We start from the raw sequence: 25,942 nt of genomic DNA, 5'->3' as shown, positions 1-25,942 counted from the left end.
TCGATGGGTGTGACCGCGAAGCGGTCAACGAATAGCCGATGCGCTGTCATGCCATCCCTTTCCGCCGGTTGCCGCACGCGTCTAAGCTGTTCCTCGCCTATCTCGAGAAATTTTCCCGCGTCGCTCCATTTTATGCCCATCCCCCGAAGCTGCCGGCCGTTCTGCGCGTAGCGCGCAAGCTGAAATTTCCCGCGGAACGTCGGCGCGAGGTCGCGGGCGTGCTGCGCGAACAGAATGCGGTGTTTGGCTGCGGCGCGGCGACGCAGCGGCAGCTCGAGCAACTGGAGAAGGGCGCGGTGGCCGTGGTTACGGGGCAGCAGGTGGGGCTCTTCTCCGGTCCGGCGTACGCCGTGTACAAGGCGTTGACGGCGGTGGCGGTGGCCGAGGAGCTGACCCGCGCGGGCGTGCGCGCCGTTCCGGTCTTCTGGCTGGCCACCGAGGATCACGACCTGGACGAAGTGCGCTCCACGCATTTTTACCGGCAGGGGCATCTCGCGTCGTTCGAGCTTCCTGGGACATCAGAAGCGCCACGCCCCGTGGGGCGCATCGCGCTGGGCGCGGAGGTGGAGGCGCTGGTGCGCCAGGCCGCGGAGCAACTCGAAGGTCCGGAAGCGCCGCGCCTGGCGGAGATCCTGCGCGCCTGCTACCAGCGCGGAGAAACTTACGGTGGCGCGTTCGGCAGGCTCTTCGCGCGGCTGTTCGAAGAGCAGGGGCTGATCCTGCTGGATCCGCTGGATGGGCGGCTGCACCGCATCGCGGCGCCGATCTACCGGAGAGCGGTAGCGGAGAGCGCGGCGCTGCGCGAGAAGCTTCTGGAGCGGGGGCGCGAACTGGACCGCGCGGGCTATGCCGCGCAGGTCAAGGTTACGGCGCGCAGTACGCTGCTCTTCAGCCTGGCCGGCGGCGCACGGCGGGCTCTCACGGAGAACGGCGGGAAGTTTCTGGCGGGGGAAACGCCAGTTTCGCGGGAGGAACTGCTGCAGGCGGCCGACGACGGGGCGGAATCGCTCAGCGCGAATGCGCTGCTGCGGCCGGTGGTGCAGGATTTCCTGCTGCCGACGGCGGCCTACATCGGGGGGCCTGGCGAGATTGCTTACTACGCGCAAGCGGACGTGGTTTACGAGCATCTCCTGGGGCGCATGCCGGTGATTCTGCCACGGGCGGACTTCACGCTGGTGGATGCCAAGGCGGGGAAACTCCTGAAGCGCTACGGATTCACCGTGGAGGATCTCTGGAAAGGGAAACAAGAGGTACGGCGGCGCATGGAACTGCGCGCGGTTCCGCCCTCGCTGGCGAAGGATTTTACGCGCAGCGCCAAAGAGGTGGAGCAGGCGCTGGAGCGGTTGCGGCGGCCGCTCGGGAAGCTCGATCCGACGCTGGACGGAGCGCTGGAACGCGCCCGCCAGGCGGCCACGTTTCACCTCGAAAAACTCCAGCGCAAGGCCGGAAGGGCCCGCGACGCCCGCGAAGGCGTTCTTTCCGCGCATGCCGAGTACCTGCACGCGCTGCTGTTTCCGCACAAGGCCCCGGCGGCGCGTACGCTTTCTTTCCTGCCGTTTCTGGCGAAATGGGGGCCGGAAGCGCTGGACGAACTGAAGCGGCTCTCAAGCAGCAAGAAGCTGGGCGCGCACCAGATCCTTTTTCTCGACTGAGGTTGCGAGGAAGGAGCCCCGATGATCACCCTGCGCGTGAAGACCACGCGGCGAATGCAGCTTGTGGACATCACCGCCGAGGTGCAGAAGGCGGTGAAGGAGTCCGGGGTAGGCGCGGGAGTCTGCTACCTGTACGTGCCGCATACCACGGCGGGAATCGCGATCAACGAGCATGCCGATCCGGACGTGGCCAGCGACGTGGAAGCGGCGCTCGCGCGCCTGGTCCCGCATCAGGGGCCGTACCGGCACAGCGAAGGGAATTCCGATGCGCACATCAGAGCGGTACTGACGGGCACGAGCCAGGTGGTGTTCCTGGAAGGGGGCAGGCTGGCGCTCGGGCGCTGGCAGGGGATCTTCTTCTGCGAGTTTGACGGGCCGCGCGAGCGCAGTCTGTGGATCAAGATCGTGGCGGATGCGCGCTGAAGCGGGGCGGGAGCGCCGGCGCTCCGGGAACGAACACCTCGCCGGTTTGTGTTACAGTTTTTCCAGCATATGCAGCTCGGCGTTTACATCCAGGTGCCGTTCTGCCAGACGAAGTGCACGTACTGCAACTTCCATACGGGAGTGGTGTCCCCGGCGCGCTTCCAGCCGTATATAGACGCCGTTGCACGCGAAATACGCGGGCACCGGATGCTGTACGAGGAGGCCGGACTGGTCCGGCCGGAAGCCTTGACGGATGCCGTGGTGGACACACTGTATATCGGCGGGGGAACGCCTAGCCTGCTGGATCCCGGCGAGCTGCAGCGCCTGGTGGAGGCTGTTGGAGAAACGTTTGCCCCGGAACTGCGCGAGGTCACGCTGGAAGCCGACCCGGAAACGATCGAGGAGGCCAAGGCGCGGGCCTGGGTGCGGATGGGAATCAACCGCATCAGCTTCGGGCTGCAATCGTTTTCCGACCGGGAACTGACCGCCGTGGGACGCATGCATCGCCGCGCCGACGTCTTCCGCGCGGTGCCCATCCTGCGCGAGGCTGGAATCGGGAATATCAGCTTCGATTTGATCGCCGGACTGCCGCACCAAACCGGGGAGAGTTGGGGCGCCAGCATCGCGGAGTTGCTCGCGCTGTCCCCCGAGCACGTCTCCATCTACATGTTGGAGATTGACGAAGGCAGCCGGCTGGGCAAAGAAATTCTCAGCGACGGGACGCGCTACAGCGCCGCAGCGGTGCCCGGCGACGATGCCGTCGTGGAGTTTTACGAGTATGCCTGCGGCGCGCTGGCGGCGGCCGGCTATCACCACTACGAAATCTCCAATTGGGCCAAGCCCGGCTTGGAGTCGCTGCACAACCTCAAGTACTGGCGGCGCGAGGCGTATCTTGGCTTCGGGGCCGGAGCGCATTCGTTTTCCGGGGCGGAGCGCTGGGGCAATGAGCCCGATGCCGCGGCCTATGTGCGCGCCATGGATGCCGGGCGGCTGCAGGTCGCGGAGCGCGAAACGCTGACAAGCGAGCGGGCCCTCGAGGAAGAGCTGTTTCTCGGCCTGCGGCAGCTTGACGGAATTGATTTGGAACAGATCGAAGCCCGCTACGGGGTGCAACTGGCGAAACGCTTCGAGGGGCTGGCCGCGGGCGGATTCGTTGAGCAAGACGGGCCGCGGGTGCGGCTGGCGCCTGCGCGCCTGAGCGTTTCGAACGAAGTATTCGTCGAGCTGCTGCGCTGACATGCGAAATTTTCCAAGAAAGGTTCATTCCAAGTGACTGCACACGATTCCCGTACGGATCTGAAGGCTGCTTCCGCGCCCGGCGGCGTGGTGGACCTGCGCAGCGACACGGTAACGCGGCCGACCGCGGAGATGCGCCGGGCCATGGCAGAGGCGGAGGTCGGGGACGATGTCTACGGGGAAGACCCAACGGTCAACCGGCTGGAGCAGCGCGCCGCCGCGATTTTCGGAAAGGATGCGGCGGTGTTTGTGCCTACGGGGTGCATGGGCAACCTGATTGCGATCAAGGTCTGGACGCACCACGGCAACGAAGTGGTGTGCGACGAGCGGAGTCACGTGAACCTGTATGAGCTGGCGTCGATGTCGGCGATCGCCGGCTGTATGCCGCGGATTGCGCGAGGCGAGGACGGCATCCTCTCGTGGAAGGCCATCGAGGCGGTGATCCGGCCGAAGATTTATTACGATTCGCAGACGGCGCTGGTGTGCCTGGAAAATACGCACAACATGGCCGGGGGGACGCTGTACCCGACAAAGGCAGTGGAAGAGATCTGCGGGCAGGCGCATGCGGCCGGGCTGAAAGTGCATCTGGACGGGGCGCGAGTGTTCAACGCGGCGGTGGCGCTGGGGGAGAGCGTGGCGCAGATGACGCGCGCGGCGGACTCCGTGATGTTCTGTCTGTCGAAGGGGCTGGGCGCGCCGGTGGGGTCGATGCTCGTGGGCTCGCGGGGGTTCATCGAGAAAGCGCGGATCTACCGCAAGATGCTGGGCGGGGGAATGCGCCAGGCGGGCGTGCTGGCGGCCGCGGGGCTGATTGCGCTGGAAAAATCGCCCTTGCGCCTGCACGAAGACCACGCCAACGCGCGGCTGCTCGCGGAGGGCATCGCCGCCATTCCGAGCCTGAGCCTGGACCCGGGCAAGGTACGGACGAATATCTTAATTTTCGGCTGCGAGAAGACCGGGAAGACGGCGGTGGAGCTGTGCGAAGCCCTGCAGCAGCAGGGAATCTGGGCGCAGGATACGGCGCTGCATTCGGTGCGCTTCGTGACGCACTGCGACGTGAACCGCGCCGGCTGCGAGCGGGCGCTCGCCGTGCTGCGCAGCCTCCTGAAAACCCAATAGCTATTCCGGCGCATGCGGCATCGCCAGAGGTGTGAAATGTGGTATAAATAAAACTTTGGGTGGGTATATTAAAAACAGATAGGACCAAAGACGCCATGGACTTCACGTTTACCGAGGAACAGCAGCAGCTCCGCCGCAGCGTGCGCGAATTTGCCGAAGGGGAGATCGCGCCGCACGTCATGGAGTGGGACGAGGCCTCGCGCTTTCCGCACGAGATCATTCCCAAGCTGGCGGAGATGGGGCTGCTGGGGATCATCTTCCCGGAACAGTATGGCGGGGCGGGGTTGGGCTACGTGGAATATGCCACGGCCATCGAGGAGCTTTCCCGGGTGGACGGGTCGGTCGGGTTGACGGTGGCGGCGCACAATTCGCTGTGCAGCAACCATATCTACAGGTTTGCCAGCGAGGGGCAGAAACAAAAGTATCTGGTACCGCTGGCGCAGGGGAAAAAGATCGGGGCGTGGTCGCTGACCGAGCCGGAAGCAGGGTCGGACGCCGGAGGCACGCGCACGACGGCGGTGCGCAGCGGGACGGAGTGGGTGCTGAACGGCGCTAAGACGTTCACCACCAACGGGCACTACGGGGACGTGTGCGTGGCCATGGCGGTGACGGACAAGTCCAGGGAGTCGCACGGGATATCGGCGTTCATCCTGGAAAAGGGCATGCCCGGGTTCAAGCCGGGAAAGAAGGAAAACAAACTGGGAATGCGCGCCAGCGATACCTCCGAGGTGATCTTCAGCGACTGCCGGGTGCCGCAGGAGAATCTGCTGGGGCAGGAGGGGCAAGGGTTCGTGAACAGCCTGCAGATCCTGGACGGCGGGCGGATCTCCATCGCGGCGCTGGCGCTGGGCATGGCGCAAGGGGCGCTGGAGGCGGCTACGCGTTACGCGAAACAGAGGAAGCAGTTCGGCAAGGCGATCAGCGAGTTTCAGGCCATCCAGTTCAAGCTGGCGGACATGGCCACGGAGGTCGAGGCGGCGCGCCTGCTGGTGTATCAGGCGGCGTGGCTGGCGGACCAGAAGAGCGCGCGTTTTACGAAGGAATCGAGCATGGCCAAGCTGTTCGCCAGCGAGGTGGCGGTGCGTGTGGCCAACGAGTGCGTGCAGATCCATGGGGGTTACGGCTTCATCAAGGACTACCCCGCGGAGAAGTACTACCGCGACGTGAAGCTGTGCACCATCGGCGAAGGCACCAGCGAAATTCAAAAACTAGTCATTGCCCGGCAGCTACTCGGCAAGAAATAATAGGGGTATGCACGTTTGCACCCGAAGTCTGCAGCAGGAGCGGCATGCCTCTGACCGTTGACGCGGTAGAAAAGTGGGCCGAAGAGGTCCGCGGCGGCAGCGTGCGCGCTGTTTCGCGCGCGATTTCCGCAATTGAAAACCACGAGCCCGACGCCGAGGAGCTGCTTCGCCGGCTGTTTCCCGCGACCGGCGGGGCCTATCTTACCGGGGTGACCGGAGCGCCGGGCACCGGCAAGAGCACACTGGTGGACCGGCTGGCGGCGTACTACCGCAAGCGGCAGGAGCAGGTGGGCGTTATCGCGGTGGATCCCACCAGCCCCTTCACCGGCGGGGCGATTCTCGGCGACCGCATCCGCATGCAGGGGCACGCCGGCGATTCCGGCATGTTCATCCGCTCCATGGCCACGCGCGGGTTTCTGGGCGGGCTGGCGCGTACGACGGCGGAAGTGGCGCTGCTGCTGGACGCCGCGGGCAAGAAGCAGATCCTGATCGAGACCGTAGGGGTGGGCCAGGACGAAGTGGACATTGTGCGGCTGGCCGATTGCGTGCTGGTGGTGATGGTGCCGGGTCTCGGCGACGACATTCAGAACATGAAGGCCGGGCTGATGGAGATCGGGGACATTTTCGTCTTGAACAAGGCCGACCGGGAAGGCGCGGAGCGGCTGGAGCAACAGCTGCTGGCGATGCTTGCGCTGGTAATGCCGCGCGACAGCTGGCACCCGCCGGTGGTGCGCACGGTGGCCACCGAAAATAAAGGCGTGGACGAGCTGGCCGAAACCATCGTGCGCTTCCGCGCGCATTTCGATTCCAGCCAGGAGCGCCTCCGCAAGCGCGCCGAACACTGGAAGCAGCGGCTGATCGAGATGCTGGGGTCGCGGCTGCTGGAACGCGCGCTGCGCGGAGCGGGAGGCGAAGCGCGCCTGACCGAACTGGCCCGGGAAGTGGCCGAGCGCAAGATCGATCCCTTCGCCGCGGTCAGCGAAATCCTCTCGCGAAGCGGGCTGGGGTCCTGACTACCACGCACATGCGCATTGGCGACATCGAAGTAAGCATCCTGAATGCAGGCACGTTCTACCTCGACGGTGGAGCGATGTTCGGCGTGGTCCCGAAGACGTTATGGGAGCGCAAGGCGCCTGCGGACAGCCGCAACCGCATCCGCCTGGGAATGAACGCTCTGCTGCTGCGCGTCGCGGGGAAGACCGTGGTGGTGGAAACCGGCGCGGGGGGCAATTGGGACGCCAAGAACCGCGACATCTACGGCCTCGCGGAGGCCGATCCGCTGCCGGAAGAGCTGGCCCGCGCGGGGGTGCGCGCTGGCGAGGTGGATCTCGTCATCAATACGCATCTGCATTTCGACCACGCGGGCGGGAACACGCGGCTCGAAAACGGGCGGATCGTTGCGGCGTTTCCCAACGCGCGCTACGTCGTGCAGCGCTCCGAACTGGAGCATGCGCAGCACCCCACGGAGCGCGACCGCGCCAGCTATTTCCCGGAGAACTTCGCAGCGATTACGGAAGCGAGGCAGTGGTGGCTGGTGGACGGCGAGGCGGAGATTCTTCCCGGCGTGTCGGTGCACCTCATTCCCGGGCACAACCTGCAGATTCAGGGCGTGCTGATTTCCGGCGGGGGAAAGAGCGCGTTCTTCGTTGCCGACCTCATTCCGACGCGGCACCATGTTCCGCTGCCGTGGATCATGGCCTACGACCTCTATCCCATGATCACGCTGGAAACCAAGCGAAAGTGGATTGCGCGGATGGTGCGTGAGGACGCGGTAATCCTGTTCGGGCACGATCCGGACATGCCCGCGGCGCAGCTTCGGGAACGCGACGGAAAAATCGTAGTCGAGCCGGTGGACGCGAACCAGTAGAATCCAGGAGACGGAAACATGGCCAAGAAGGGCGCCAAGAGGAAAGCCGGCAGCAGGCCGCGCGCGGAGATCGGCATCATCGGCGGGAGCGGACTTTATGCCATGGGCGGGCTGGGCGAAGCGCGCGAGGTGCGCGTGAAGACGCCGTTCGGCGATCCCTCGGACGCCATCATCGCCGGGACGCTGGAAGGGAAGCGGGTGGCGTTTCTGGCGCGGCACGCGCGCGGGCACCGCATCCTGCCGGGGGAGATCAACTACCGCGCGAACATTTACGCCCTGAAGCTGCTGGGAGTACAGCGCATCCTCTCCGTGAGCGCGGTGGGCTCGCTGCAGGAAGAGCTCCGCCCGCTGGACTTCGTGATTCCTGACCAGTTCGTGGACCGCACCAAGGGGCGGATTTCCACGTTTTTCGGCAGCGGCCTGGTGGGGCACGTCAGCTTCGACAAGCCGGTCTGCGCGCAGCTTTCCGGGATTCTTGGCGAGGCCTGCGGCCGCGCCGGGGTAAAGTCGCACCGCGGCGGCACGTACATCTGCATGGAAGGGCCGCAGTTTTCGACGACCGCGGAATCGCACATGCACCGCAAGCTGGGCTTCCAGGTGATCGGGATGACCAACGTCACCGAAGCGAAGCTCGCGCGGGAGGCCGAGATCTGCTACGCGACGGTGGCCATGATCACCGATTACGACTGCTGGCACCCGGAGCACGAGACGGTGACGCTGGCGCAGATCCTCGAGAACCTGAACAAGAACGCGGAAAACGCGCAGCGGGTGATTCGCGAAGCGGTCCGCGCGGTTCCCGAGGAGCGGAGCTGCAAGTGCGGGTCGGCGCTGAAGCATGCTCTGGTGACCGATCCGAAGGTTGTGCCGGCCGCAACGAAGAAACGGCTCGCGGCTATTGTCGGAAAGTATCTTTCTTAGGAGACGCTTGTGTCGCTACTGGTTGTAGGTTCCGTGGCCTTTGATGCGCTGGAAAGCCCGTACGGGAAGGTGGACCGCGCGCTGGGCGGGGCGGCCACGTATTTCGCCGTGGCTGCCAGCTTTTTCACCCCGGTGAATCTTGTCGGCATTGTGGGCGACGATTTCACGGAGAAGGATGCGCAGGTGTTCCGCGGGCGGCGCATCGACCTGGAAGGGCTGGAGCGCGCCTCCGGGAAGACGTTTTTCTGGGCGGGGCGCTATTCGGAGAATCTGAACGAGCGCGTCACGCTCACCACCGACCTGAATGTTTTCGCCGAGTTCAAGCCGCGGCTGCCGGAGAAGTACCGGGCCGCGCGCCACGTCTTCCTGGCCAACATCGCGCCGGAGCTGCAGCGCTCGGTGCTGCAGCAGGTGAAGAAGCGGCCGAAACTCGCGGCGCTGGACACCATGAACTACTGGATCGCGGGGAGCAACGCGGAGCTGCGGGAAACGCTGCGGCACGTGGACATTCTGATGATCAACGACTCGGAGACGCGCGAGCTTTCGAACGAGCACAACCTGCTGCGCGCCGCGAAGCACATCTTCAAGATGGGCCCTTCGACGCTGATCGTGAAGCGCGGGGAATACGGGGCCATGATGGTGGACAAGACGGGGGTATTCTGCGTGCCGGCGTTTCCGCTGGAAGAGCCGCACGATCCCACCGGAGCGGGAGACAGCTTTGCCGGCGGCTTTATGGGCTATCTGGCCGGTGCGGACAAGCATGGCGATGCGGAATTGCGCCGGGCCATGGTGTACGGCTCGGTGCTGGGGAGCTTCGCGGTCGAACGCTTCGGGCTGGAGCGGCTGCGTACGCTCAAGCGCGCGGAGATTAACGCTCGCGCACGGCACTTTGCGAAATTGACGCACTTCAAGCTCTAAGGGGGTTAAAATCCCGTTCGATCCAGTCCGCGAGCGGAACGCGGTGGTGGGGGCGGATAGATCTCTGGGAACATGCTGACGACCAGCACGATTCTGCTGCGTTTAACCTTCGCCGCGCTGCTCGGCGCGGCCATCGGCGTGGAGCGCGACCTGCGCAAGCGCCCCGCGGGGATCCGCACGAGCGCGTTCGTCTGCCTGGCTTCGGCGCTTTTCACGATTCTTTCTGTGGTGATCGCGCAGCGCTTTGGCGACCCTTCCCCGACGCGGATCGTTTCGAACCTGGTGCAGGGCATCGGTTTTCTGGGCGCGGGCGCCATCCTGCGGGAGCGCGGCGGGGTCACCGGGCTGACCACCGCGGCTACCATTTTCGTCGAGGCGGCCATCGGTATGGCGGCGGGCGCGGGGTTCTATGCCGTGGCGGGTTTTTCCGCGGGCCTGGTTCTCTTCGGTCTCGTGGTTATGGCCTGGGCGGCGGAGCGCCTGAATTTGAAGGTGCGCGTCATGGTCTTCCGCTTCACCACCAGCCATGCGGAAAGCGTAGCCGCCGAGCTACAGCAATTCCTAGCCGAGATCAGGGTGCCGATGCAGCGCTTCCGGGTTTCCATGGCGGGCGCGACTTCGGTGGTGGAGTTCGAAGCGGACGTTACCTATCGCCAGCAGCAAGCAATTCTGACGCGGCTGGACCGCCCCGGCATTATCAGCGAGGTGGTGCCCATCGAGAGCCATCACGAATGAGTGCGCACCAGCCCCATGGTTTTTCGAGCCTGTCCTCCGTAATTCCCCGCAAACCACATGGTCTGCGCCCGGGAGCGCGTGTGGCTGTTGTCGCTCCGGCTTCTCCCGCCGACCCCCGGAAAATAGAGGCTGGCACCGCAGAACTGCAGCGCCTCGGATTTTCTGTGCTGCCCGGGGCGGCGCGCGCATCCGAGGGCTACTTTGCCGCCCCTGCTGCGGAGCGCCGGAAGGAGTTCCTCGGGGCGCTGGCCGATCCTGCCGCGGATGCGCTGATCGCCCTGCGTGGCGGCTACGGCTCGAACTATCTGCTGGGCAGCCGCGATGCGGACACGTTGCCCCCGGCAAAGGCACTGGTCGGCTACAGCGATCTCACCACGCTGCAGATTTTTCTCTGGCAGCGCCTGGGCTGGGTCTCGTTTTACGGGCCGATGCTGGCTGCGGGATTCGATGCCGGAGCGGGGAAACCGGGCGGGTACGACGAAGCGTCGTTCCTGCGGGCCACCGGGGAGACGCGTTCCGGCTGGCCACTCGAATTGCAGGGCGAATGCCTGGAGGCCGGCGAAGCGCAGGGCCGTCTGCTGGGGGGCTGCCTGACGCTGCTGGAAGCCACCATTGGCACGCCGTGGCAGTTCAACGCCAGCGGGGCGATCCTGGTGCTGGAAGACCGGGCGATGAAGCCGTATCAGGTGGACCGCGTGCTCATGCACCTGGTGCAAGCCGGCGTCCTGGCGGGGATCCAGGGGATTGTGCTGGGCGATTTTCCGGAGTGCGCGCCGCCGGTGGCGGGTAGCCCGACGGTGCGCGATGTGTGCCGGCGCATTCTCGGCGGGCATGGCCTGCCGGTTGTTTACGGCGCGCCGGTGGGGCACACGGCGCGGGCGATGCTGACGCTGCCGCTGGGCGTCGAGGCACGGTTGGTGGCCCATGGCGCCGGGACACTGGAGATTCTCGAGCCGGCGGTGGTCTGAGCGGCCGGGTGGGAACGGGGCGATGAGCGCGACGCTATTGAAAGCTGGACAGCACGTCCATTTGCTGGGCATCGGCGGATCGGCCATGGCTCCGGTGGCGGGGATGCTGCGCGAAGCGGGGTTCCGGGTCACGGGGTCGGATACCGGGGTATATCCGCCGGCTTCGACGCTGCTGGAAACGCTGGGCATCTCCTATTTTTCTTCCTTCGACCCCGCGCATCTCGTGCCCGCGCCGGATCTGGTCGTGGTGGGCAACGTGATTGCCCGCGGCAATGCCGAGCTCGAGGAAGTCCTGGACCGCAAGCTGCGCTACTGCTCGATGCCGCAAATACTCGAGGACGTGTTTCTGCCGGGGCATCACTCCATCGTGGTCAGCGGGACGCACGGGAAAACGACCACCACGGCCATGCTGGCCTGGATCTTTCACGTCGCCGGCAAGCGCCCGGATTTTCTGGTCGGCGGGGTAGCCGAAAATTTCGGCAAGAGTTACGGCCTCGGCGGCGGCGAAGAGTTCATCCTCGAGGGCGACGAATACGAAACCGCGTTTTTTGACCGCGGGCCGAAATTCTTTCATTACCACCCGGACACGCTGGTGCTGACGTCGCTGGAATTCGACCACGCGGACATCTATGCGGACTTTACGGCCTACGAGCTGGCCTTCCGCAGGCTGGTGAATCTGGTGCCGCGCAGCGGGCGCGTGGTGCACTGGGGCGACACGGAAGAGTCCGGCCCTGCGATCCGGGCCGCGGCGGAAAAGGCGTTCTGCGCGGTGGAGACGTATGGGTTCCATGAAGGCAACGACTGGCTGGCGGGCGACGTGGTCGTCGAAGGCGAATACACTCGCTTTCGCGTGGCGCACCGCGGCAGAGAATTCGGCGCGTTTTCGCTGGCGGCCAGTGGACGGCACAACGTCCTGAATGCACTGGCCGCGATCGCCGTGGCGCAGATCCGGGGCATCTCCGCGGAATCGCTGGCAGAGGCGCTGGCCAGCTTCCGCAGCGTGCGGCGGCGCATGGACGTGAAGGGCGAGGCCGGCGGCATCCTGGTGGTGGACGATTTCGCGCATCATCCCACGGCGGTGCGCGCGACGATCGAAGCCGCGCGTCTGCGCTGGCCCGGCCGGCGTGTCTGGGCGCTGCTCGAACCGCGCTCCAATTCCATGCGCAGGCGCGTCTTCCAGGAGGCGCTGCCGCAGTCGCTGGCTCTCGCCGACCGCGTGGTCCTCGGCGGGGTCTTCCGCGCACAGCAGCTTAACGATACGGAGCGGCTCTCCCCGGAAAGCGTGGCGGAAAGCGTGCGGCAGCTCGGGCGCGACGCGCGGCTAATCGCGGACTCCGCGGCCATCGCCGAGTTCATCGCCGGGGAAGCCCGGCCGGGCGACCTGCTGCTGGTCATGTCCAACGGCAGTTTCGACGGCCTGTGCGACAAGCTCCTTAAGCGCCTCGCCGCCCTTCCGCAGCGGCCCGCGGATACGATCCGTCCGTGAGTTGCCCGCGGCGGCCAGCAATTCTCGCGCTGTCGCTGGTGTTGGCGGCGCTGTTTCTCCCGGGTTTAGCGCCGGGCGCGTCGGCGACGATCCGTTATTCCATCTCGCTCGATCATCCAGAACGGCATCTTTTCCTGGTAGAAATGCAGATTCCGGACGTAGCCGGCGGCGTGACGGTGCAGATACCGGCATGGAACACGCTCTACCAGATACGCGACTTCAGCAGCCATGTCCGCCAGGTGACGGCATCCGCGGGCGGTCAGGATCTGCGGATCGACAAGGTCGACAAGCAGACCTGGCGCATTGCCGGGAGCGGCACAATTTCGGTGCGCTACTCCGTCTACTGGGATGAGGCCGGGCCCTTCGCAACGCAACTCAGTGCTGAGCATGCCTTTGTGAATCTCGCCATGGTCCTTTTCTATGTGCCGGAGCGCCGCGGCGAGGATGTGCGCCTTTCTCTGGTGTGCCTGCCGGATGGCTGGCGGGTTGCCTCCGCGCTCTCGCCCCTGGCGAACAAGGCCGGTGATGAACACGGCGCCGAGTTTGCCGCTTCCGGCTACGACGCGCTGGTAGATGCGCCGATCGAGGCGGGAACGTTCCAGGAGTTCACGCTGCGGGAGATTTCGCCGCCCATCCGCGTGGTGATCCACGGTGACAACTGGGACCGCAAGGAAGTGCAGTCCGCCCTGGAACGCATCTGCCGCTACGAGAATTCGCTGATGCAGGGCGCGCCATATGCAAGCTACACGTTTCTCTTGCACATCGGGAAGGCCGCGGGTGGTGCCGAGAGCGGTATGGAGCATGCCAATTCCACGGCCATCGCCGTTTCGTCGGCGGACTATCTGGAAAGAGTTGCGGCGCACGAATTTTTTCATCTCTGGAACGTCAAGCGCATCCGTCCGTCTTCGCTTGATCCGGTGGACTACACGAAGGAGCAATACACGCGGGCGCTGTGGTTTGCCGAGGGCGTGACCAGCACCTACGGCTCCTACACGCTGCTGCGCAGCGGGCTGTGGAGCAAGGAGCAGTTCTACGCCGATCTGGGGTATCAGATCACCGACCTAGAAGCGCGCCCCGCCAACCGTTGGCAGAGCGCCGAGCAATCCAGCCTGGACGCCTGGCTGGAGAAATATCCGCTGTACAACGGCGGCGACTCCAGCGTCTCCTACTACACCAAGGGGCAGATTCTCGGGGTGCTGCTGGATGTGCTGATCCGCGACCGCACGGACAACACTGCCAGCCTGGACGACGTTCTCCGCGAAATGAATATCGAATTTGCGAAGAAGAAAAGGACGTATCGCGACAGCCTGGACATCCGGCTGGCCGCCGAGCGCGTGGCCGGAGGATCGTTCGAAGAGTTTTTCCGCCGCTACGTTTCCGGAGCCGATCCTCTTCCCTATGCGCAGATCCTGGGACTTGCCGGGCTGGAAGTCCGGGAGCGGCGGAGCAGCCGCGCGGCGCTGGGCTTTGCCGTGGAACGCAACTTCGAGGGGCAACTGCGCGTGACCGGCCCGCTCTCCGAGCGTGCGGCTGCCGCGGGGCTGCGCGAAGGCGACGTGATCCTGCAGTGGAACGAAGGCGCGGCACCACGGAAGCTCGAGCGCTGGGTGCGCGAGCGGAAACCCGGGGAGAAGCTGCGCCTCCGCCTGCGCCACGAAGAAGCCGAGGGCGAGGCCCGGGAGATCGCGCTGGAGGTTCCGCTGGAGGAGCACGTCGAGGCCGGGTGGCAGGTTGGCGAAGCACGTTCGCACACGGAGAAGGCTGGGCGTATCCTTGCGGGTCTGCTGCGCGGCGTTACGCAATCCCGCGCTGAGGCGGCGGCTCCGTAATTTACCGAAATTCAAAAATTGAAATTCGAAATTCGAGTTCGTTTAAGGTGCACAGGGAGGGGTGAAGTTGGAATTGCGTTTTCGTCTTGGATTCCTGCGCATAAGCTTGTGCTTGACCTGCACGAGAACTTTCGCCAAAGTCTAAACCTGTGTATGCGTGACCGCAAAGCGGTCAAATCAAGTGTGACCGCAAAGCGGTCAAATCAAGTGTGACCGCAAAGCGGTCAACCGATGCTGCGAAGCCTGTTCCTAATCTGTTTTCTCACCATCTATATCCTCCTGGTAGGGCCGCCGCTTCTGGTCTATTCCCTGATGGTGGGGAACGCCATTTTGCTGTATCGCGCTGGGCTGGGCGGGGTGCTGTTTGCGGTGCGCGCCGTGGGGGTAAAGATCCGCGTGGAAGGTCTGGAAAATGTGCCTTCTGGCGCCTGCCTGTTTGTAGCCAACCACACGAGTTCGGCCGATGCACCGGCGGTGGTCGGGGCCATTCCGCGGCAGGTGGCCATTCTCTTGAAGGAGTCGCTATTCCGGTATCCGATTGTGGGGCAGGCGTTCCGTCTGGCTAAATTTGTTGCGGTGAACAGGAGCAACCGCGAAGCTGCGATCAGCAGCGTAGAGCGTGCTACGCAGGGACTGCGCGCGGGAACGTCGTTCCTGATCTATCCGGAGGGAACGCGCAGCCTGGACGGGCGGTTACAGGCGTTCAAGAAGGGCGCGGTGGTCATGGCTATCAAAGCCGGGGTGCCCATCGTGCCGGTGGCCTGCGCGGGAGCGCACCGCATCATGGAGAAGCGCTCGCTGGTCATCCATCCCGGGGAAATTGTGGTGCGGTTCTGTCCGCCGATTGACACCTCGCGCTTCACCGTGGAGCAGCGCGACGAGCTGAACTCGATTGTTCGCGGCGCGCTCGCGGCGGGCCTTCCGCCGGACCAGCGCCCGCTCGATGTGCCGGCGGAGCCGCTGCCCGAAAACGGCAATTCCATCATCTAGCGGAAAAAGTGCCCCCGCGTCAGGGCTCGGCAGGCGGTGTCGAGGCGGGGCGGCGGGCGAGTGTTTCGCGCACCAGTTCTTCGAGCTCGCGCACGCGGCGTTGCAGCTCCGGCAGGCGGTTCAACGCCGCGGTGGCCTTCAGCCACTGCTTATTTTCCACGGCGGGATAGCCAGAATAAACGCTCTTTGGGGGGATGTCGTGGGGCACCCCGCTCTGCGCGGTGACGATGGTGCCGTCGCCAATGGTCAGATGCCCGGCGGAGCCGACCCTCCCGGCCAAAATGCAGTTATTGCCGACCTTCGTGGAGCCGGCAAGACCGACATGGCCGCAAAGCATGACGTTTTGGCCGAGCTGCGAGGCGTGTCCAACAACGACCAGATCATCCAGCTTGGAGCCGCGGCCGATGCGCGTCTCGCCGATCGTGGCGCGGTCCACGCAGGAATTGGCCTGGACCTCCACGTCGTCTTCGAGAACCGCGGGGCCGGCCTGGGCCATCTTGTACCATGTGCCGTCAGCCTGACGGGCGTAGCCGAAGCCGTCGCCGCCGATGACCGCGCCGTTCTGCAGGATGACGCGGTGGCCCAAGCGGCAGAATTCGCGCACGACCACCTGGGAGTGGGCGAAGAAATCGTCGCCGATCTGCGCGCCGCGATAGATGGTCACGAAACTGTGCAGGACGGCGTTCTTGCCGATGACCGCGCCGTCGTCCACGTAGCAGTACGGTCCGATGTGCGCGCCGGCGCCGATGCGCGCGCTGGCCGCCACGACCGCCGTTGGATGGATGCCCGGGGCGTAGCGCGGCGGCTGGAAGAACAGCTCGATGGCGTGGGCAAAGGCCAGGTAAGGATTCGCCGTGCGCAGGGCCGCCAGCGGCGGCAGCCCGGCGCCGCGCTTCAGAGCAACGCCTTCCTCGACCAGGACCGCCGAAGCCCGGGTGGAGCGCAACAGCGGAAAATACTTGCGGTTGGCCAGGAAGGTCAGTTGGCCGGGCGCGGCGTACTCGAGCCCGGCGACGCCCGTGATCTCCGCGGCGGGATCGCCCTCAAGGCGGCAGTCCAGCTTCTGGGCCACTTCGGAAAGCTTCAGGGAGGCAATGTTCATGAGCACTACTCCTCGAAAACTCTGCGAGTCTCGCACACCGCGAGCAGGGAAGTACAGATGGGCGCGAGCAGCGCGGGGAAAGCCAGCGCGCAGGGGCCGCGCGGTGCTACTCGTTGAACAGCCGGGGCTGCGCGGCGGTTGCAGCAGCGGCGGGCTTGCGGCGGGCGATGCCCACGACGCCTAGTACCGTCAACTCGCTGAGCGCCGTGCGCGGCACAAAGATGCGGTCGGTTCCGCCGTGAATGTCCGGGGGCGTGATCTGCACGCCACGATCGAGTAGCGCCAGAAGGTCATTGGGTACCACTCCTTCCAGGGCTTCGCCGTCCGGAAAACGCAGGCGCACCCAGAGGCCGTCCAGCTTGGGACGGCTGAGAAAGGTCTTGCGTTCCAGCGCGAAATGAGCGGAAAAATCTCGCACAAAGTAGACGCAGCGCACGCGATCGAGGGGAATAGCCTGGTGCTCACCCTCGGGGGTGAGGAGGTCAAGTGGTTCCGGCGACCCGAGGCGGGCCGGGTTAAGGTAGCCGCGCAAGGAGCGTTTGTCCACGAGGACGACGATCACCTTTTTGTGCGTGGAAGCTGGAGAGCTGGTCTTCAAGTTACCCCGATTTGCAGCTAGGGATACCCAAGTTGCCAATTCGCGGCGAGTATGTTATGTTAAGCTCCGATTTCTGTCAACTCATTGTTTTTGCAGGGGTTAGGCCGGGGGAGCCGCCCGTTGACCGAGAAAAAGCAGATCCTCAAGTCCGCTTCAATCATCACCCTGGTCACTATCGTTAGCCGCATTCTCGGCTATCTGCGTGACCAGCGCATCGTGCTTCTTCTCGGAACCACGCTGGCCGCCGATTCCTTCGTCCTCGCCTATCGTATCCCCAACTTGTTTCGGCGCCTGGTCGGTGAGGGCTCGATGACCGCTTCGGTCATCCCCGTCTTCACGACCTACATGCGGGAAAAGACCAAAGAGGAGGTTTGGGATTTTGCCAATCGCCTGTTTTGGACCTTGGCGCTGGTCCTGGCGATCATCACCGTCTTGGGTATGGTCTTCTCTCCCACGGTGGTCCATACCTTTACTGCATCCTCTGACAAAAGCGTGCATTGGGATGAAGCGGTGACCTTGAATCGGATCATCTTTCCCTACTTGTTTTTCATCGGGCTGGCTGCGCTGGCCATGGGCATCCTCAATTGCTTCAATATTTTCGGCCTGCCAGCAGCCACGCCGATCTTCCTGAATCTTTCCATCATCTTATTTTCAGTGGGGGCGGTGTGGAGATACTTCAAGGAGCCGGCCATATCGCTCGCCGTAGGAGTGCTGGTCGGCGGGGCACTGCAGTTTCTGGTCCAGATACCGAGATTGGTGCAGAAGGGAATGACATTTAATTTCGGGATATCGTTCTCGGACCCGGGGATTCGCAATGTGGCGCGGCTGATGCTGCCGCGCTTTTTCGGAATCGGCATCGCGCAGATCAATTTTTTCGTGGATACATACTTTGCGAACGCGGCCAAGATGCCGCGCGGAAGCCTGACCGCGCTGTACGTGGCCGACCGAGTCATGGAGCTGGTGCTGGGCGGCTATGCGATTGCCGTGGCCACGGCGATCTTGCCGATGATGTCGCACCAGGCGGCGGCGAAGGACTATGATTCTCTGAAAAAGACGCTGACGTTTTCCGTGCGCATCGTGGCGTTCATCACCGTGCCCGCGGCGCTGGGGTTGATGATTCTGCGCGAGCCGATCATTCGCGTGCTCTTCCAGCACGGGCAGTTCGTCGCGGAATCGACGCGATTGACGGCGCGGGCGCTGCTCTATTACGCCGTGGGATTACCCGCGCTGGCCTCCGTAAAGCTGGTGGTGCCGGCATTTTATTCCACGCGGGACACCAAGACGCCCGTGGTGGTGGCTTCGATTTCCCTGGTCATCAACATCATCCTGAACATCGTGTTCCTGGAGTTTTTCTTCAAGCGCGTGCAGAATGGCGGTCCTGCGCTGGCCACGGCCCTTGCCTGTTTCTTCGATTTCTTCGCCCTGTTCATTATTTTCCGCCTGCGCCACGGGACCATGGGTACGCTGAAAGTTCTGGCGTCCTTTGTGAAAATCTCCCTGTGCGCCGGGATCATGGCCGTGGGCTGCTGGTTCGGGGTGCATTACACCGCCTTCACAGTGCACTCCCCTTTCGGGCTCCAGGTTCTGGTGTTAGCGGGGATGGTCTCCGGGGCGACAGTGTTGTATCTGGCCTTGGCGTGGCTGTTCCGCTGCCATGAAATCGAAGAGGTTTATGGCATCGCCGTGCGGCGGCGCGGCGCTGCGGAAAGCAATTATTTGGAATCGTGATGGAACTCAGCGCGGCTATTTCGGCGTTTCTCACGCACGTGCGGGTCGAAAAGGGCCTCTCGGCGAACACCGTGTCGGCCTACCGCCGCGACCTGCTGAAGTTTCAGGAGTTTGCGCTGAAGCGCAAGCTGACGCTGGAACAGGCCGGACGCGACGATCTGGTCGATTTCCTAGCCGGGCTGTACCGCCTAAAGCTGGAGAGCCGCACCGTGGCGCGCCACCTGGTGACGTTGCGGAATTTCTTCCGCTTCGCGCAGTCCCAGGATTACATTGCCACGGATCCCTCCGCGAACCTCGAATCGCCGAAAATCCGGCGCTCGCTGCCAGGCTATTTGCGTCTGGAGGAGGTCGAGCGCCTGCTCGAACAGCCAGACGCCAGAACCCCCCTGGGATTGCGCGACCGCGCCATGCTCGAGGTGCTTTACTCCACGGGGCTGCGCGTTTCCGAGCTGATCGGGCTGCGTATCCTGGACCTCGACGCCAGGGTGGGCTGCGTGCGCTGCATCGGCAAGGGAGACAAGGAGCGCATCGTGCCGGTGGGGAAGAAGGCGCTGGCCATGGTGGACCGGTACCTGCGCGAAGCCCGGCCGCTGCTGCTGCGGAAAAATCGGCCGGTCGGGGGCCCTGCGCCGCTCTTCGTGAACCGGCGCGGCGGGAAGCTCAGCCGCGTGGGCGTGTGGAAAATTCTTTCGGCTTACGGACGGCGTGCGGGCCTGCGTGTTCCGCTGACGCCGCACATGCTGCGGCACAGTTTCGCCACGCATCTACTGGAGCGCGGCGCCGATCTACGCTCGGTGCAGCTCATGCTGGGACATGCCGATATCTCGACGACGCAGATCTATACGCACGTGGTCGAAGAGCGCCTGAAGCAAATTTACAAGGCGCACCATCCGCGCGCCTAGAGGGGCGCGAAGCACGGACCCTGGGGAGATTGATTGGGGGCACGGCAGCGCTGTGCCGGAGACCCCGGAGGCGAGGAGAGCAATGCCCGATTACATGTTCTTGCTGGAAAGCCGGCTCTTGCCGGAGCAGCGCGCGGCAATGCTGCGCGTGCAGGAGCTGGCCGCCGCTTTAGGCTGCAACGTTTACCTGACGGGCGGCACGGTACGCGATCTGATCACCGGGGCGACGCTCCGGGATCTCGACTTTACGGTCGAGGGCAATCCGCTGAAGATGGCGCGGGAGCTGGAGAAGGGAGGCGCCCAGATTGTTCACGAAGACGAGCGGATGCGCCACGTCGAACTGCTCTTCTCCGGCGACTGCGAGGGGAGCCTCTCCGCGGCGCGCGACGACTATTACGTGCGCCCCGGCACGCGTCCGGAATATCGTTGGTCCACGATCATGGAGGACCTGCGCCGCCGCGACTTTTCCCTCAACGCCATCGCCATCTCTCTGAATCCGGCTTCGCGCGGGCTTTTGCTGGACCCGGCGAACGGACTCTCGGACATCGAGCGCGGCGAGATTCGGGCCCTGACTATCCACTCTTTCACCAACCAGCCGGTGCGCCTGCTGCGCGCGTTGCGCTATGCGGCGCGCATGGGTTTCAAACTTGAGCAGCGCACGCAGGAGTGGTTCGCCCTGGCGCTGGAACGCGATCTGCACCACTCCATCACTCCGGAGGACGCCGGCGAGGAACTGCGAGCCGTCGCCCGCGAGGAACGACCCACATCCGTCCTGAAAACCTGGGAAACGCACGGAATCCTCGAAGCCATCCATCCCCATCTGGCGAAACGCCATCCCGATTACGAGGCCATTGCGCGCCTCTCCCGGGTCCGTGAGGATCTCTTCAACGCTGGGCTGCGTCCGCGGCTGGCCAACCCCATGCTCCTGGCGATTCTGGGACGGCTGAGATCGCGCGAGCAGCACGCGCTGCTGGCCAAGGTGGGCTTCCGGCAGACAGAAGTCACGGCCTCGCTGGGGCTCGAAGGCACGGCTCGGCGCGTACAGAAGGAATTAGCGGGGCGCAAGTGCCACGCCCCGGTGGACGCCTACCACTTTCTCGAAAAGGTTCCCCTCGAGCAGATCGCCTATCTGATGGCCGAGTCCTCGAACTCCAAGGCGCTCTCCAAGATTCGCGCGTATCTGCAGAAGTGGCGGCCGCTGCGCGCCGCGCTTCCTTCGGCGGTGGCGGAACTTGAGGCCATCGGCATGCCGCGCGGCCCCAAATTTGATGCCGTCATCGAGCAGTTCTTCGCCCTGCAGCTGACCGGCCGCGGCAAGACGCCGGAGGATCGCGTCAAGGTGCTGCGCAAGCTTTCGGGCATCAAGGAAGCGCCGAAAAAGGAAGAGAAGAGAAAGAAAATGGGCAAGGCTCTGGTAAAAAGCCATGCGCCGGTGCCGGCGTTGAAATCCCATGCGAAGGCTGCGACGCCGCCGGCCAAGCCGGCCGGAAAGACGGCAGGGAAGAAGGCGCCCGCAACAGCGAAAAAGCCAAAGCCGGCGAAAAAGCACAGCGGGCACAAGTAAGGAAATCTGCGGCCGCGGAGCGCGCCCGTTATCCACAGCGCGGGGTCGCAAAACAGGGAGGAGCGATTTAGAATCGAAAGCTATGGGTCAACCGCAGTTCGTCCATCTTCACGTGCACACGGATTTCAGCCTGCTCGACGGCGCTTGCCAGATCTCCGAGTTGCTGGAGGAAACAGCGAAGCGTTCCGTGCCCGCGGTGGCCGTTACGGATCACGGGAATCTCTTCGCCGCCGCCAATTTTTACAACGAAGCGGGCAAGCACGGCGTGAAACCGATCATCGGCTGCGAGGTCTATGTAGCGAAGGGCAGCCGGCATGAGCGCGGCGAGAAGAACAGTTCGGGGGATGCGCAGACCCGTGGCGAGGCCGAACCCGGGATGCGCGGCAGCAATCACCTGCTGCTGCTGTGTGAATCGAACGAGGGCTACCAAAACCTGATCCAGCTGGTTTCCGCTGGCTTCCTCGAGGGTTTCTACTACAAGCCGCGCATCGACTACGAACTGCTCGCCAAGCATAGCCGCGGACTCATCGCACTCTCCGCCTGCCTGCGCGGCGCGGTAACCGAAGCGGTGATGGAGGAGCGCTACAAGGAAGGGCTGGCCAACGCCCACCGCCTGCAGGAGATTTTCGGCAAGGGCAATTTCTTCCTGGAGATTCAAGACCAGGGCCTGGAGGTGGAAACGAGCGTCAACCGCGACCTGCTGCGGCTCTCCAAGGATTCCGGCATTCCGCTGATCGCCACCAACGATTGCCACTACCTGCATCACGACGATGCGCACGCGCAGGAGGTCCTGCTGTGCATTCAGACGGGCAAGACCATGAGCGATGCGCACCGCATGAAGTTCGCCACCGACCAGTTCTATTACAAGACGGCGGAAGAGATGGCCCGCGTCTTCGCCGAGCTGCCCGAGGCGCTGAGCCGCACACTGGACGTGGCCGAGCGCTGCAATGTCAAAATCGCAAAGATCGCCGATCCGTTTCCGGCCTTTCAGGTGCCCGCGAGCGACACCCCGGACAGCTATTTCGAAAAGGTCGTACGCCAGGGCTTTGCCGCGCGCGTTCCGGCGCTCGAGAAGATTTCCAAGCAGGGCGCGCTGCGCCACCCCCTCGAGGAATATGAGCGGCGGCTGACCAGCGAAATCGAGATGATCAAGAAGATGAAGTTTGCAGGCTACTTCCTGATCGTCTGGGACTTCATCCACTACGCGCGGGGCCAGGAGGTGCCCGTGGGCCCGGGGCGCGGCTCGGCGGCCGGGAGCCTGGTGAGCTACGCGCTGCGCATTACGGACGTGGACCCGCTGCAGTACGATTTGCTGTTCGAGCGCTTCCTGAATCCTGAGCGCGTCTCCATGCCGGATATCGACATAGACTTCTGCATGCGGCGGCGCGGAGAGGTGATCGATTACGTCACGCGGAAGTACGGGCGGGAGAACGTGGCGCAGATCATCACCTTCGGGACCATGGCCGCCAAGGCCGCGATCAAGGACGTCGGGCGGGCCATGGACATCCCTTACGGAGACGTGGACCGCGTGGCTAAGCTGGTGCCCAACGAGCTGAAGATCACGCTGGAGAGCGCACTGGAGCAATCCGCGCAGTTGCGCTCGGCGGTCGAGAGCGACGAGCGCATGAAGGAGCTGATGGCGGTGGCGCAGCGCCTCGAGGGCCTCTCGCGGCATGCTTCCACACACGCCGCCGGCGTGGTCATCTCTCCGCGGCCGCTCACCGACATCGTCCCCGTCTACAAGACGAACCGCGACGAAATCACCACGCAGTACGACATGAACGCGCTCGAGCGCGTCGGCCTGCTGAAGATGGATTTCCTCGGACTGACCACGCTCACCGTGCTGCACGACGCGGTGCGCATGGTGGAGCAGAACCGGGGCGTCCAGCTGGACATCGACGCGCTGGTTCTGGATGACGCGGACACCTACAAGCTCTTCGCGCGCGGGGAAACCACGGCCATCTTCCAGTTCGAATCCCACGGCATGCGCGACATTCTGCGCCGTTACCAGCCCGCGCGCATCGAGGACCTGACGGCGCTGAACGCCCTCTACCGTCCCGGCCCCATCCAGGGCGGCATGATCGACGACTTCATCAACCGCAAGCAGGGGAAGACGCGCGTGACCTTCGAGCTGCCGCAGCTCAAGGAGATCCTCGAGGAGACCTACGGCGTCATCCTGTACCAGGAACAGGTGATGCAGATCGCCAACCGCCTTGCCGGCTTCTCGCTCGGCGAAGCGGACATCCTGCGCCGGGCCATGGGCAAGAAGAAAAAAGAAGAGATGGCGGCGCAACGGGCAAAGTTCATGGGCGGTTGCCGCGCCAACAAGATCCCGGAGAAAAAAGCCGAGCGCATATTTGATTTGATGGCCGAATTCGCGGGCTACGGTTTCAATAAATCGCACTCCTGCGCCTACGCCCTGCTGGCCTACCAGATCGCCTATCTCAAGACGCACTACCCGGTCGAGTTCATGGCCGCGCTGCTGACCTCGGAAACCGGGAACACCGAAAAGGTGGTGAAGTACATCAACGAAGCGCGTGGCATGGGCATCACCGTGCTGCCCCCGGACATCAACGAGAGCGATCTGTACTTCACTCCCGTGGGCGAGGCTGTGCGCTTCGGCCTGGCGGCCATCAAGAACGTCGGGGAGAACAGCGCGCGCGCCATCCGCGACACGGTGATCCGGCAGGGCGCGTTTCGCAGTCTTTACGATTTCTGCGAACGCATCGATTCGCGCGTCTTGAACAAGCGCGTCTTCGAGAGCCTCATCAAGTCCGGGGCCATGGATTCGCTGGGGCCGCGGGAGCAACTCCTGGCTTCCGTGGACGATGCGCTCAGCGCGCTCCAGCGTGCCGCGCGGCTGCGCGAATCCGGGCAACACGGCCTCTTCGGGGGCGCGGCGGCGCCGGCTGCTGCGCCGCTGGAACTGCGCGACGCCCCGCTGTGGAGCGAAGAGGAGCGGCTGGCCAGCGAGTACGCGATGCTGGGCTTCTACGTTTCTGGCCACCCGCTGGAAAAATACGCCGCGCGGCTGCAGGAACTGAAAGTCGTGCCGCTGGAAGCGGTCGAGCAGCATCGCAATCGCGCGGAGATTACCGTGGCGGGGTTGATCGTGGGCACGCGCCCGATGCGCTCGAAAAAAGGGCAGCGGTGGGGTATCTTCACCCTGCAGGACATGACCGGCGTCCAGGAGTTGCTGGTGTTTCCGGAAAGCTTTGCGCGCCTGGAAACCGTGCTGAAGGCCGGGACGCCGCTGCTGTTGAAGGCCCGCGTGCAGGTAGAAGAGGCCGGGACGCGGCTTTCGCTGCTGGAGGCTCGGCCGCTGGCCGGGCTGGGGGAGCGCCAGCCGGCGCAGATGCGCCTGCGGCTGGACCTGGCGCAGCTGAGCGAAAGGTCGCTCGAAAGCCTGCAGCAGTTGTTCGCGAGCAACCCGGGCTCCTGTGTGGTCGTCTTTGAGCTGCGCTCGCCGGACGGCTCCGTGGCCACCCTGCAGGTGCCGCAACGCGTCCGCCCGGCGCAGGAACTGCTTGAGGCGGTCAGCGAACTGTGCGGCGCGGACGCCATCGAGCTTGTGAGTGGAAGCGCCGCGGCGTGAGGGGACAGGGCACACCAGAAGGGAAGCGAGGCACGACGTTGGAACCAGCGAAGCCGCAGAGCGAACGGGAAAAAGAGATCGAACGGCTCGAAAAGGATGTCGAAGAGCTGCGCCGCCTGGCGCCCAACAGCGCGGGCGACACGGAGATCGAGCGCCTGAAGCGCGAAGTCTCCGAACTGAAGAATGAGTTCTATTCGCACCTGGGGCCGTGGCAGCGCGCGCAACTCGCCCGGCACCCGCAGCGTCCCTACACGCAGGATTTTATCCGGCTGCTGTTCACGGAGTTTACGGAGTTGCATGGCGACCGCGCGTATGGCGACGACAAGGCTATCGTGGCGGGCTTCGCCAAGTATCACGGGCGGGCCATCGCGGTCGTCGGCCACCAGAAGGGCCGCGACACCAAGCAGCGCGTGCTGCACAACTTCGGCCAGCCCAAGCCCGAGGGTTACCGCAAGGCGCTGCGGGTCATGCAACTGGCCGCCAAGTTTCAGCGCCCGGTTTTCTGCTTCGTGGATACGCAGGGGGCCTCGCCGGGGATTGACGCCGAAGAGCGCGGCCAGGCGGAAGCCATTGCGCGCAACCTGCGGGAGATGGCGCGGCTGCCCGTGCCCATTCTGGTGACCGTGACCGGCGAGGGCGGTTCCGGCGGCGCCCTGGCCATCGCCGTGGGCGATCGCGTGAACATTCTGGAGAACGGGTTCTATTCCGTGATTTCGCCGGAGGGCTGCGCGGCCATCATGTGGCGCGATTCCAGCAAGGCGGAGATCGCGGCCGAGGCGCTGAAAATCACCGCGAAGGACCTGAAAGAGATGGGCATTGTGGACGAGATCGTGCCCGAACCCGAAGGCGGCGCGCATACCGACCACGAAGCGGCGGCGCAGTTTCTGGACACCGTGCTGGAGCGGCAGCTGGCCCTATTGAGCGGGCTTGGGCCCGCGGACCTGGTCCGTAAGCGCTACGACAAATTCCGCAAGATGGGCCAGTTCTTCGACCTGCACGGCTGAGCGCATCGCGCACGGCGGCAGGGAAGAGCGGCTTGCAGAACCTCCGGGGATGCCTCTGTTTTTC

At 64.4% G+C, this 25,942-nt stretch carries 21 protein-coding genes; 19 read left to right on the top strand and 2 right to left on the bottom strand.

The genetic code is table 11. The features are described from left to right. Positions 1-38 precede the first annotated feature (38 nt). The 14 genes from bshC (at position 39) to LAN61_09540 (ending at position 15,385) form a co-directional block, all read left to right on the top strand. Positions 39-1,652, top strand: coding sequence for a bacillithiol biosynthesis cysteine-adding enzyme BshC (bshC, locus tag LAN61_09605; GenBank protein ID MBZ5540761.1), 1,614 nt, complete (start codon positions 39-41; stop codon positions 1,650-1,652). Between the two features lie 21 nt (positions 1,653-1,673). Beyond that, positions 1,674-2,075, top strand: coding sequence for a secondary thiamine-phosphate synthase enzyme YjbQ (locus LAN61_09600; protein ID MBZ5540760.1), 402 nt, complete (start codon positions 1,674-1,676; stop codon positions 2,073-2,075). A 69-nt stretch (positions 2,076-2,144) separates the two neighbouring features. Continuing rightward, positions 2,145-3,311, top strand: coding sequence for a radical SAM family heme chaperone HemW (gene hemW / locus LAN61_09595; protein ID MBZ5540759.1), 1,167 nt, complete (start codon positions 2,145-2,147; stop codon positions 3,309-3,311). Between the two features lie 87 nt (positions 3,312-3,398). Further along, positions 3,399-4,430 (top strand): aminotransferase class I/II-fold pyridoxal phosphate-dependent enzyme, encoded by a 1,032-nt coding sequence (locus LAN61_09590; GenBank protein ID MBZ5540758.1) that lies wholly within the window; start codon positions 3,399-3,401, stop codon positions 4,428-4,430. A gap of 95 nt (positions 4,431-4,525) precedes the next feature. Beyond that, the gene (locus LAN61_09585; protein MBZ5540757.1) at positions 4,526-5,674 is read left to right on the top strand and encodes an acyl-CoA dehydrogenase; all 1,149 of its coding nucleotides are present in this window, start codon (positions 4,526-4,528) and stop codon (positions 5,672-5,674) included. 44 nt (positions 5,675-5,718) lie between these two features. Continuing rightward, positions 5,719-6,687, top strand: a complete 969-nt coding sequence (gene meaB, locus LAN61_09580; protein ID MBZ5540756.1) for a methylmalonyl Co-A mutase-associated GTPase MeaB — start codon at positions 5,719-5,721, stop codon at positions 6,685-6,687. Positions 6,688-6,698: 11 nt separating this feature from the next. Further along, positions 6,699-7,541, top strand: coding sequence for an MBL fold metallo-hydrolase (locus LAN61_09575; GenBank protein MBZ5540755.1), 843 nt, complete (start codon positions 6,699-6,701; stop codon positions 7,539-7,541). Between the two features lie 18 nt (positions 7,542-7,559). Continuing rightward, entirely contained in the window at positions 7,560-8,459 is a 900-nt protein-coding gene (gene mtnP / locus LAN61_09570; GenBank protein ID MBZ5540754.1) for an S-methyl-5'-thioadenosine phosphorylase, read from the top strand. Positions 8,460-8,468: 9 nt separating this feature from the next. Continuing rightward, entirely contained in the window at positions 8,469-9,377 is a 909-nt protein-coding gene (locus tag LAN61_09565; GenBank protein ID MBZ5540753.1) for a sugar kinase, read from the top strand. Positions 9,378-9,449: 72 nt separating this feature from the next. Then, entirely contained in the window at positions 9,450-10,112 is a 663-nt protein-coding gene (locus LAN61_09560; GenBank protein ID MBZ5540752.1) for an MgtC/SapB family protein, read from the top strand. 80 nt (positions 10,113-10,192) lie between these two features. Next, positions 10,193-11,080: an LD-carboxypeptidase gene (locus tag LAN61_09555; GenBank protein ID MBZ5540751.1), complete on the top strand. Its 888-nt coding sequence runs from the start codon at positions 10,193-10,195 to the stop codon at positions 11,078-11,080. A gap of 22 nt (positions 11,081-11,102) precedes the next feature. Continuing rightward, positions 11,103-12,566: a UDP-N-acetylmuramate:L-alanyl-gamma-D-glutamyl-meso-diaminopimelate ligase gene (gene mpl, locus LAN61_09550; GenBank protein ID MBZ5540750.1), complete on the top strand. Its 1,464-nt coding sequence runs from the start codon at positions 11,103-11,105 to the stop codon at positions 12,564-12,566. Then, the gene (locus LAN61_09545) at positions 12,563-14,395 is read left to right on the top strand and encodes a hypothetical protein (GenBank protein MBZ5540749.1); all 1,833 of its coding nucleotides are present in this window, start codon (positions 12,563-12,565) and stop codon (positions 14,393-14,395) included. Before mpl ends, LAN61_09545 begins: the two co-directional genes overlap by 4 nt. Positions 14,396-14,626: 231 nt before the next feature. After that, positions 14,627-15,385: a 1-acylglycerol-3-phosphate O-acyltransferase gene (locus LAN61_09540; protein ID MBZ5540748.1), complete on the top strand. Its 759-nt coding sequence runs from the start codon at positions 14,627-14,629 to the stop codon at positions 15,383-15,385. A gap of 19 nt (positions 15,386-15,404) precedes the next feature. On the opposite strand, the gene lpxD is transcribed toward LAN61_09540, so the two are convergent. After that, positions 15,405-16,472: a UDP-3-O-(3-hydroxymyristoyl)glucosamine N-acyltransferase gene (lpxD, locus tag LAN61_09535; GenBank protein MBZ5540747.1), complete on the bottom strand. Its 1,068-nt coding sequence runs from the start codon at positions 16,470-16,472 to the stop codon at positions 15,405-15,407. Positions 16,473-16,593: 121 nt separating this feature from the next. Then, the gene (locus tag LAN61_09530; GenBank protein ID MBZ5540746.1) at positions 16,594-17,085 is read right to left on the bottom strand and encodes a hypothetical protein; all 492 of its coding nucleotides are present in this window, start codon (positions 17,083-17,085) and stop codon (positions 16,594-16,596) included. Positions 17,086-17,205: 120 nt separating this feature from the next. On the opposite strand from LAN61_09530, the gene murJ reads away from it, so the two are divergent. The 5 genes from murJ (at position 17,206) to LAN61_09505 (ending at position 25,878) form a co-directional block, all read left to right on the top strand. Beyond that, on the top strand, positions 17,206-18,813 hold the full coding sequence (gene murJ / locus LAN61_09525) for a murein biosynthesis integral membrane protein MurJ (protein ID MBZ5540745.1): 1,608 nt from the start codon (positions 17,206-17,208) through the stop codon (positions 18,811-18,813). Next, positions 18,813-19,715 carry a site-specific tyrosine recombinase XerD gene (gene xerD, locus LAN61_09520; protein MBZ5540744.1) on the top strand — a complete coding sequence of 301 codons (903 nt, stop codon included), beginning with the start codon at positions 18,813-18,815 and terminating at the stop codon, positions 19,713-19,715. Before murJ ends, xerD begins: the two co-directional genes overlap by 1 nt. An 82-nt stretch (positions 19,716-19,797) precedes the next feature. Beyond that, positions 19,798-21,279 carry a hypothetical protein gene (locus LAN61_09515; protein MBZ5540743.1) on the top strand — a complete coding sequence of 494 codons (1,482 nt, stop codon included), beginning with the start codon at positions 19,798-19,800 and terminating at the stop codon, positions 21,277-21,279. Positions 21,280-21,361: 82 nt separating this feature from the next. Beyond that, complete coding sequence (gene dnaE / locus LAN61_09510) at positions 21,362-24,874, top strand: DNA polymerase III subunit alpha (protein ID MBZ5540742.1); 3,513 nt, start codon at positions 21,362-21,364, stop codon at positions 24,872-24,874. A gap of 38 nt (positions 24,875-24,912) precedes the next feature. Next, positions 24,913-25,878 (top strand): acetyl-CoA carboxylase carboxyltransferase subunit alpha, encoded by a 966-nt coding sequence (locus tag LAN61_09505; GenBank protein ID MBZ5540741.1) that lies wholly within the window; start codon positions 24,913-24,915, stop codon positions 25,876-25,878. The last annotated feature ends 64 nt before the right edge of the window (positions 25,879-25,942 follow it).

Source organism: Terriglobia bacterium (genome assembly GCA_020072785.1).
GTDB lineage: Bacteria > Acidobacteriota > Terriglobia > Acidiferrales > UBA7541 > Acidiferrum.
This window is presented reverse-complemented; position numbering and strand designations above follow the sequence as displayed.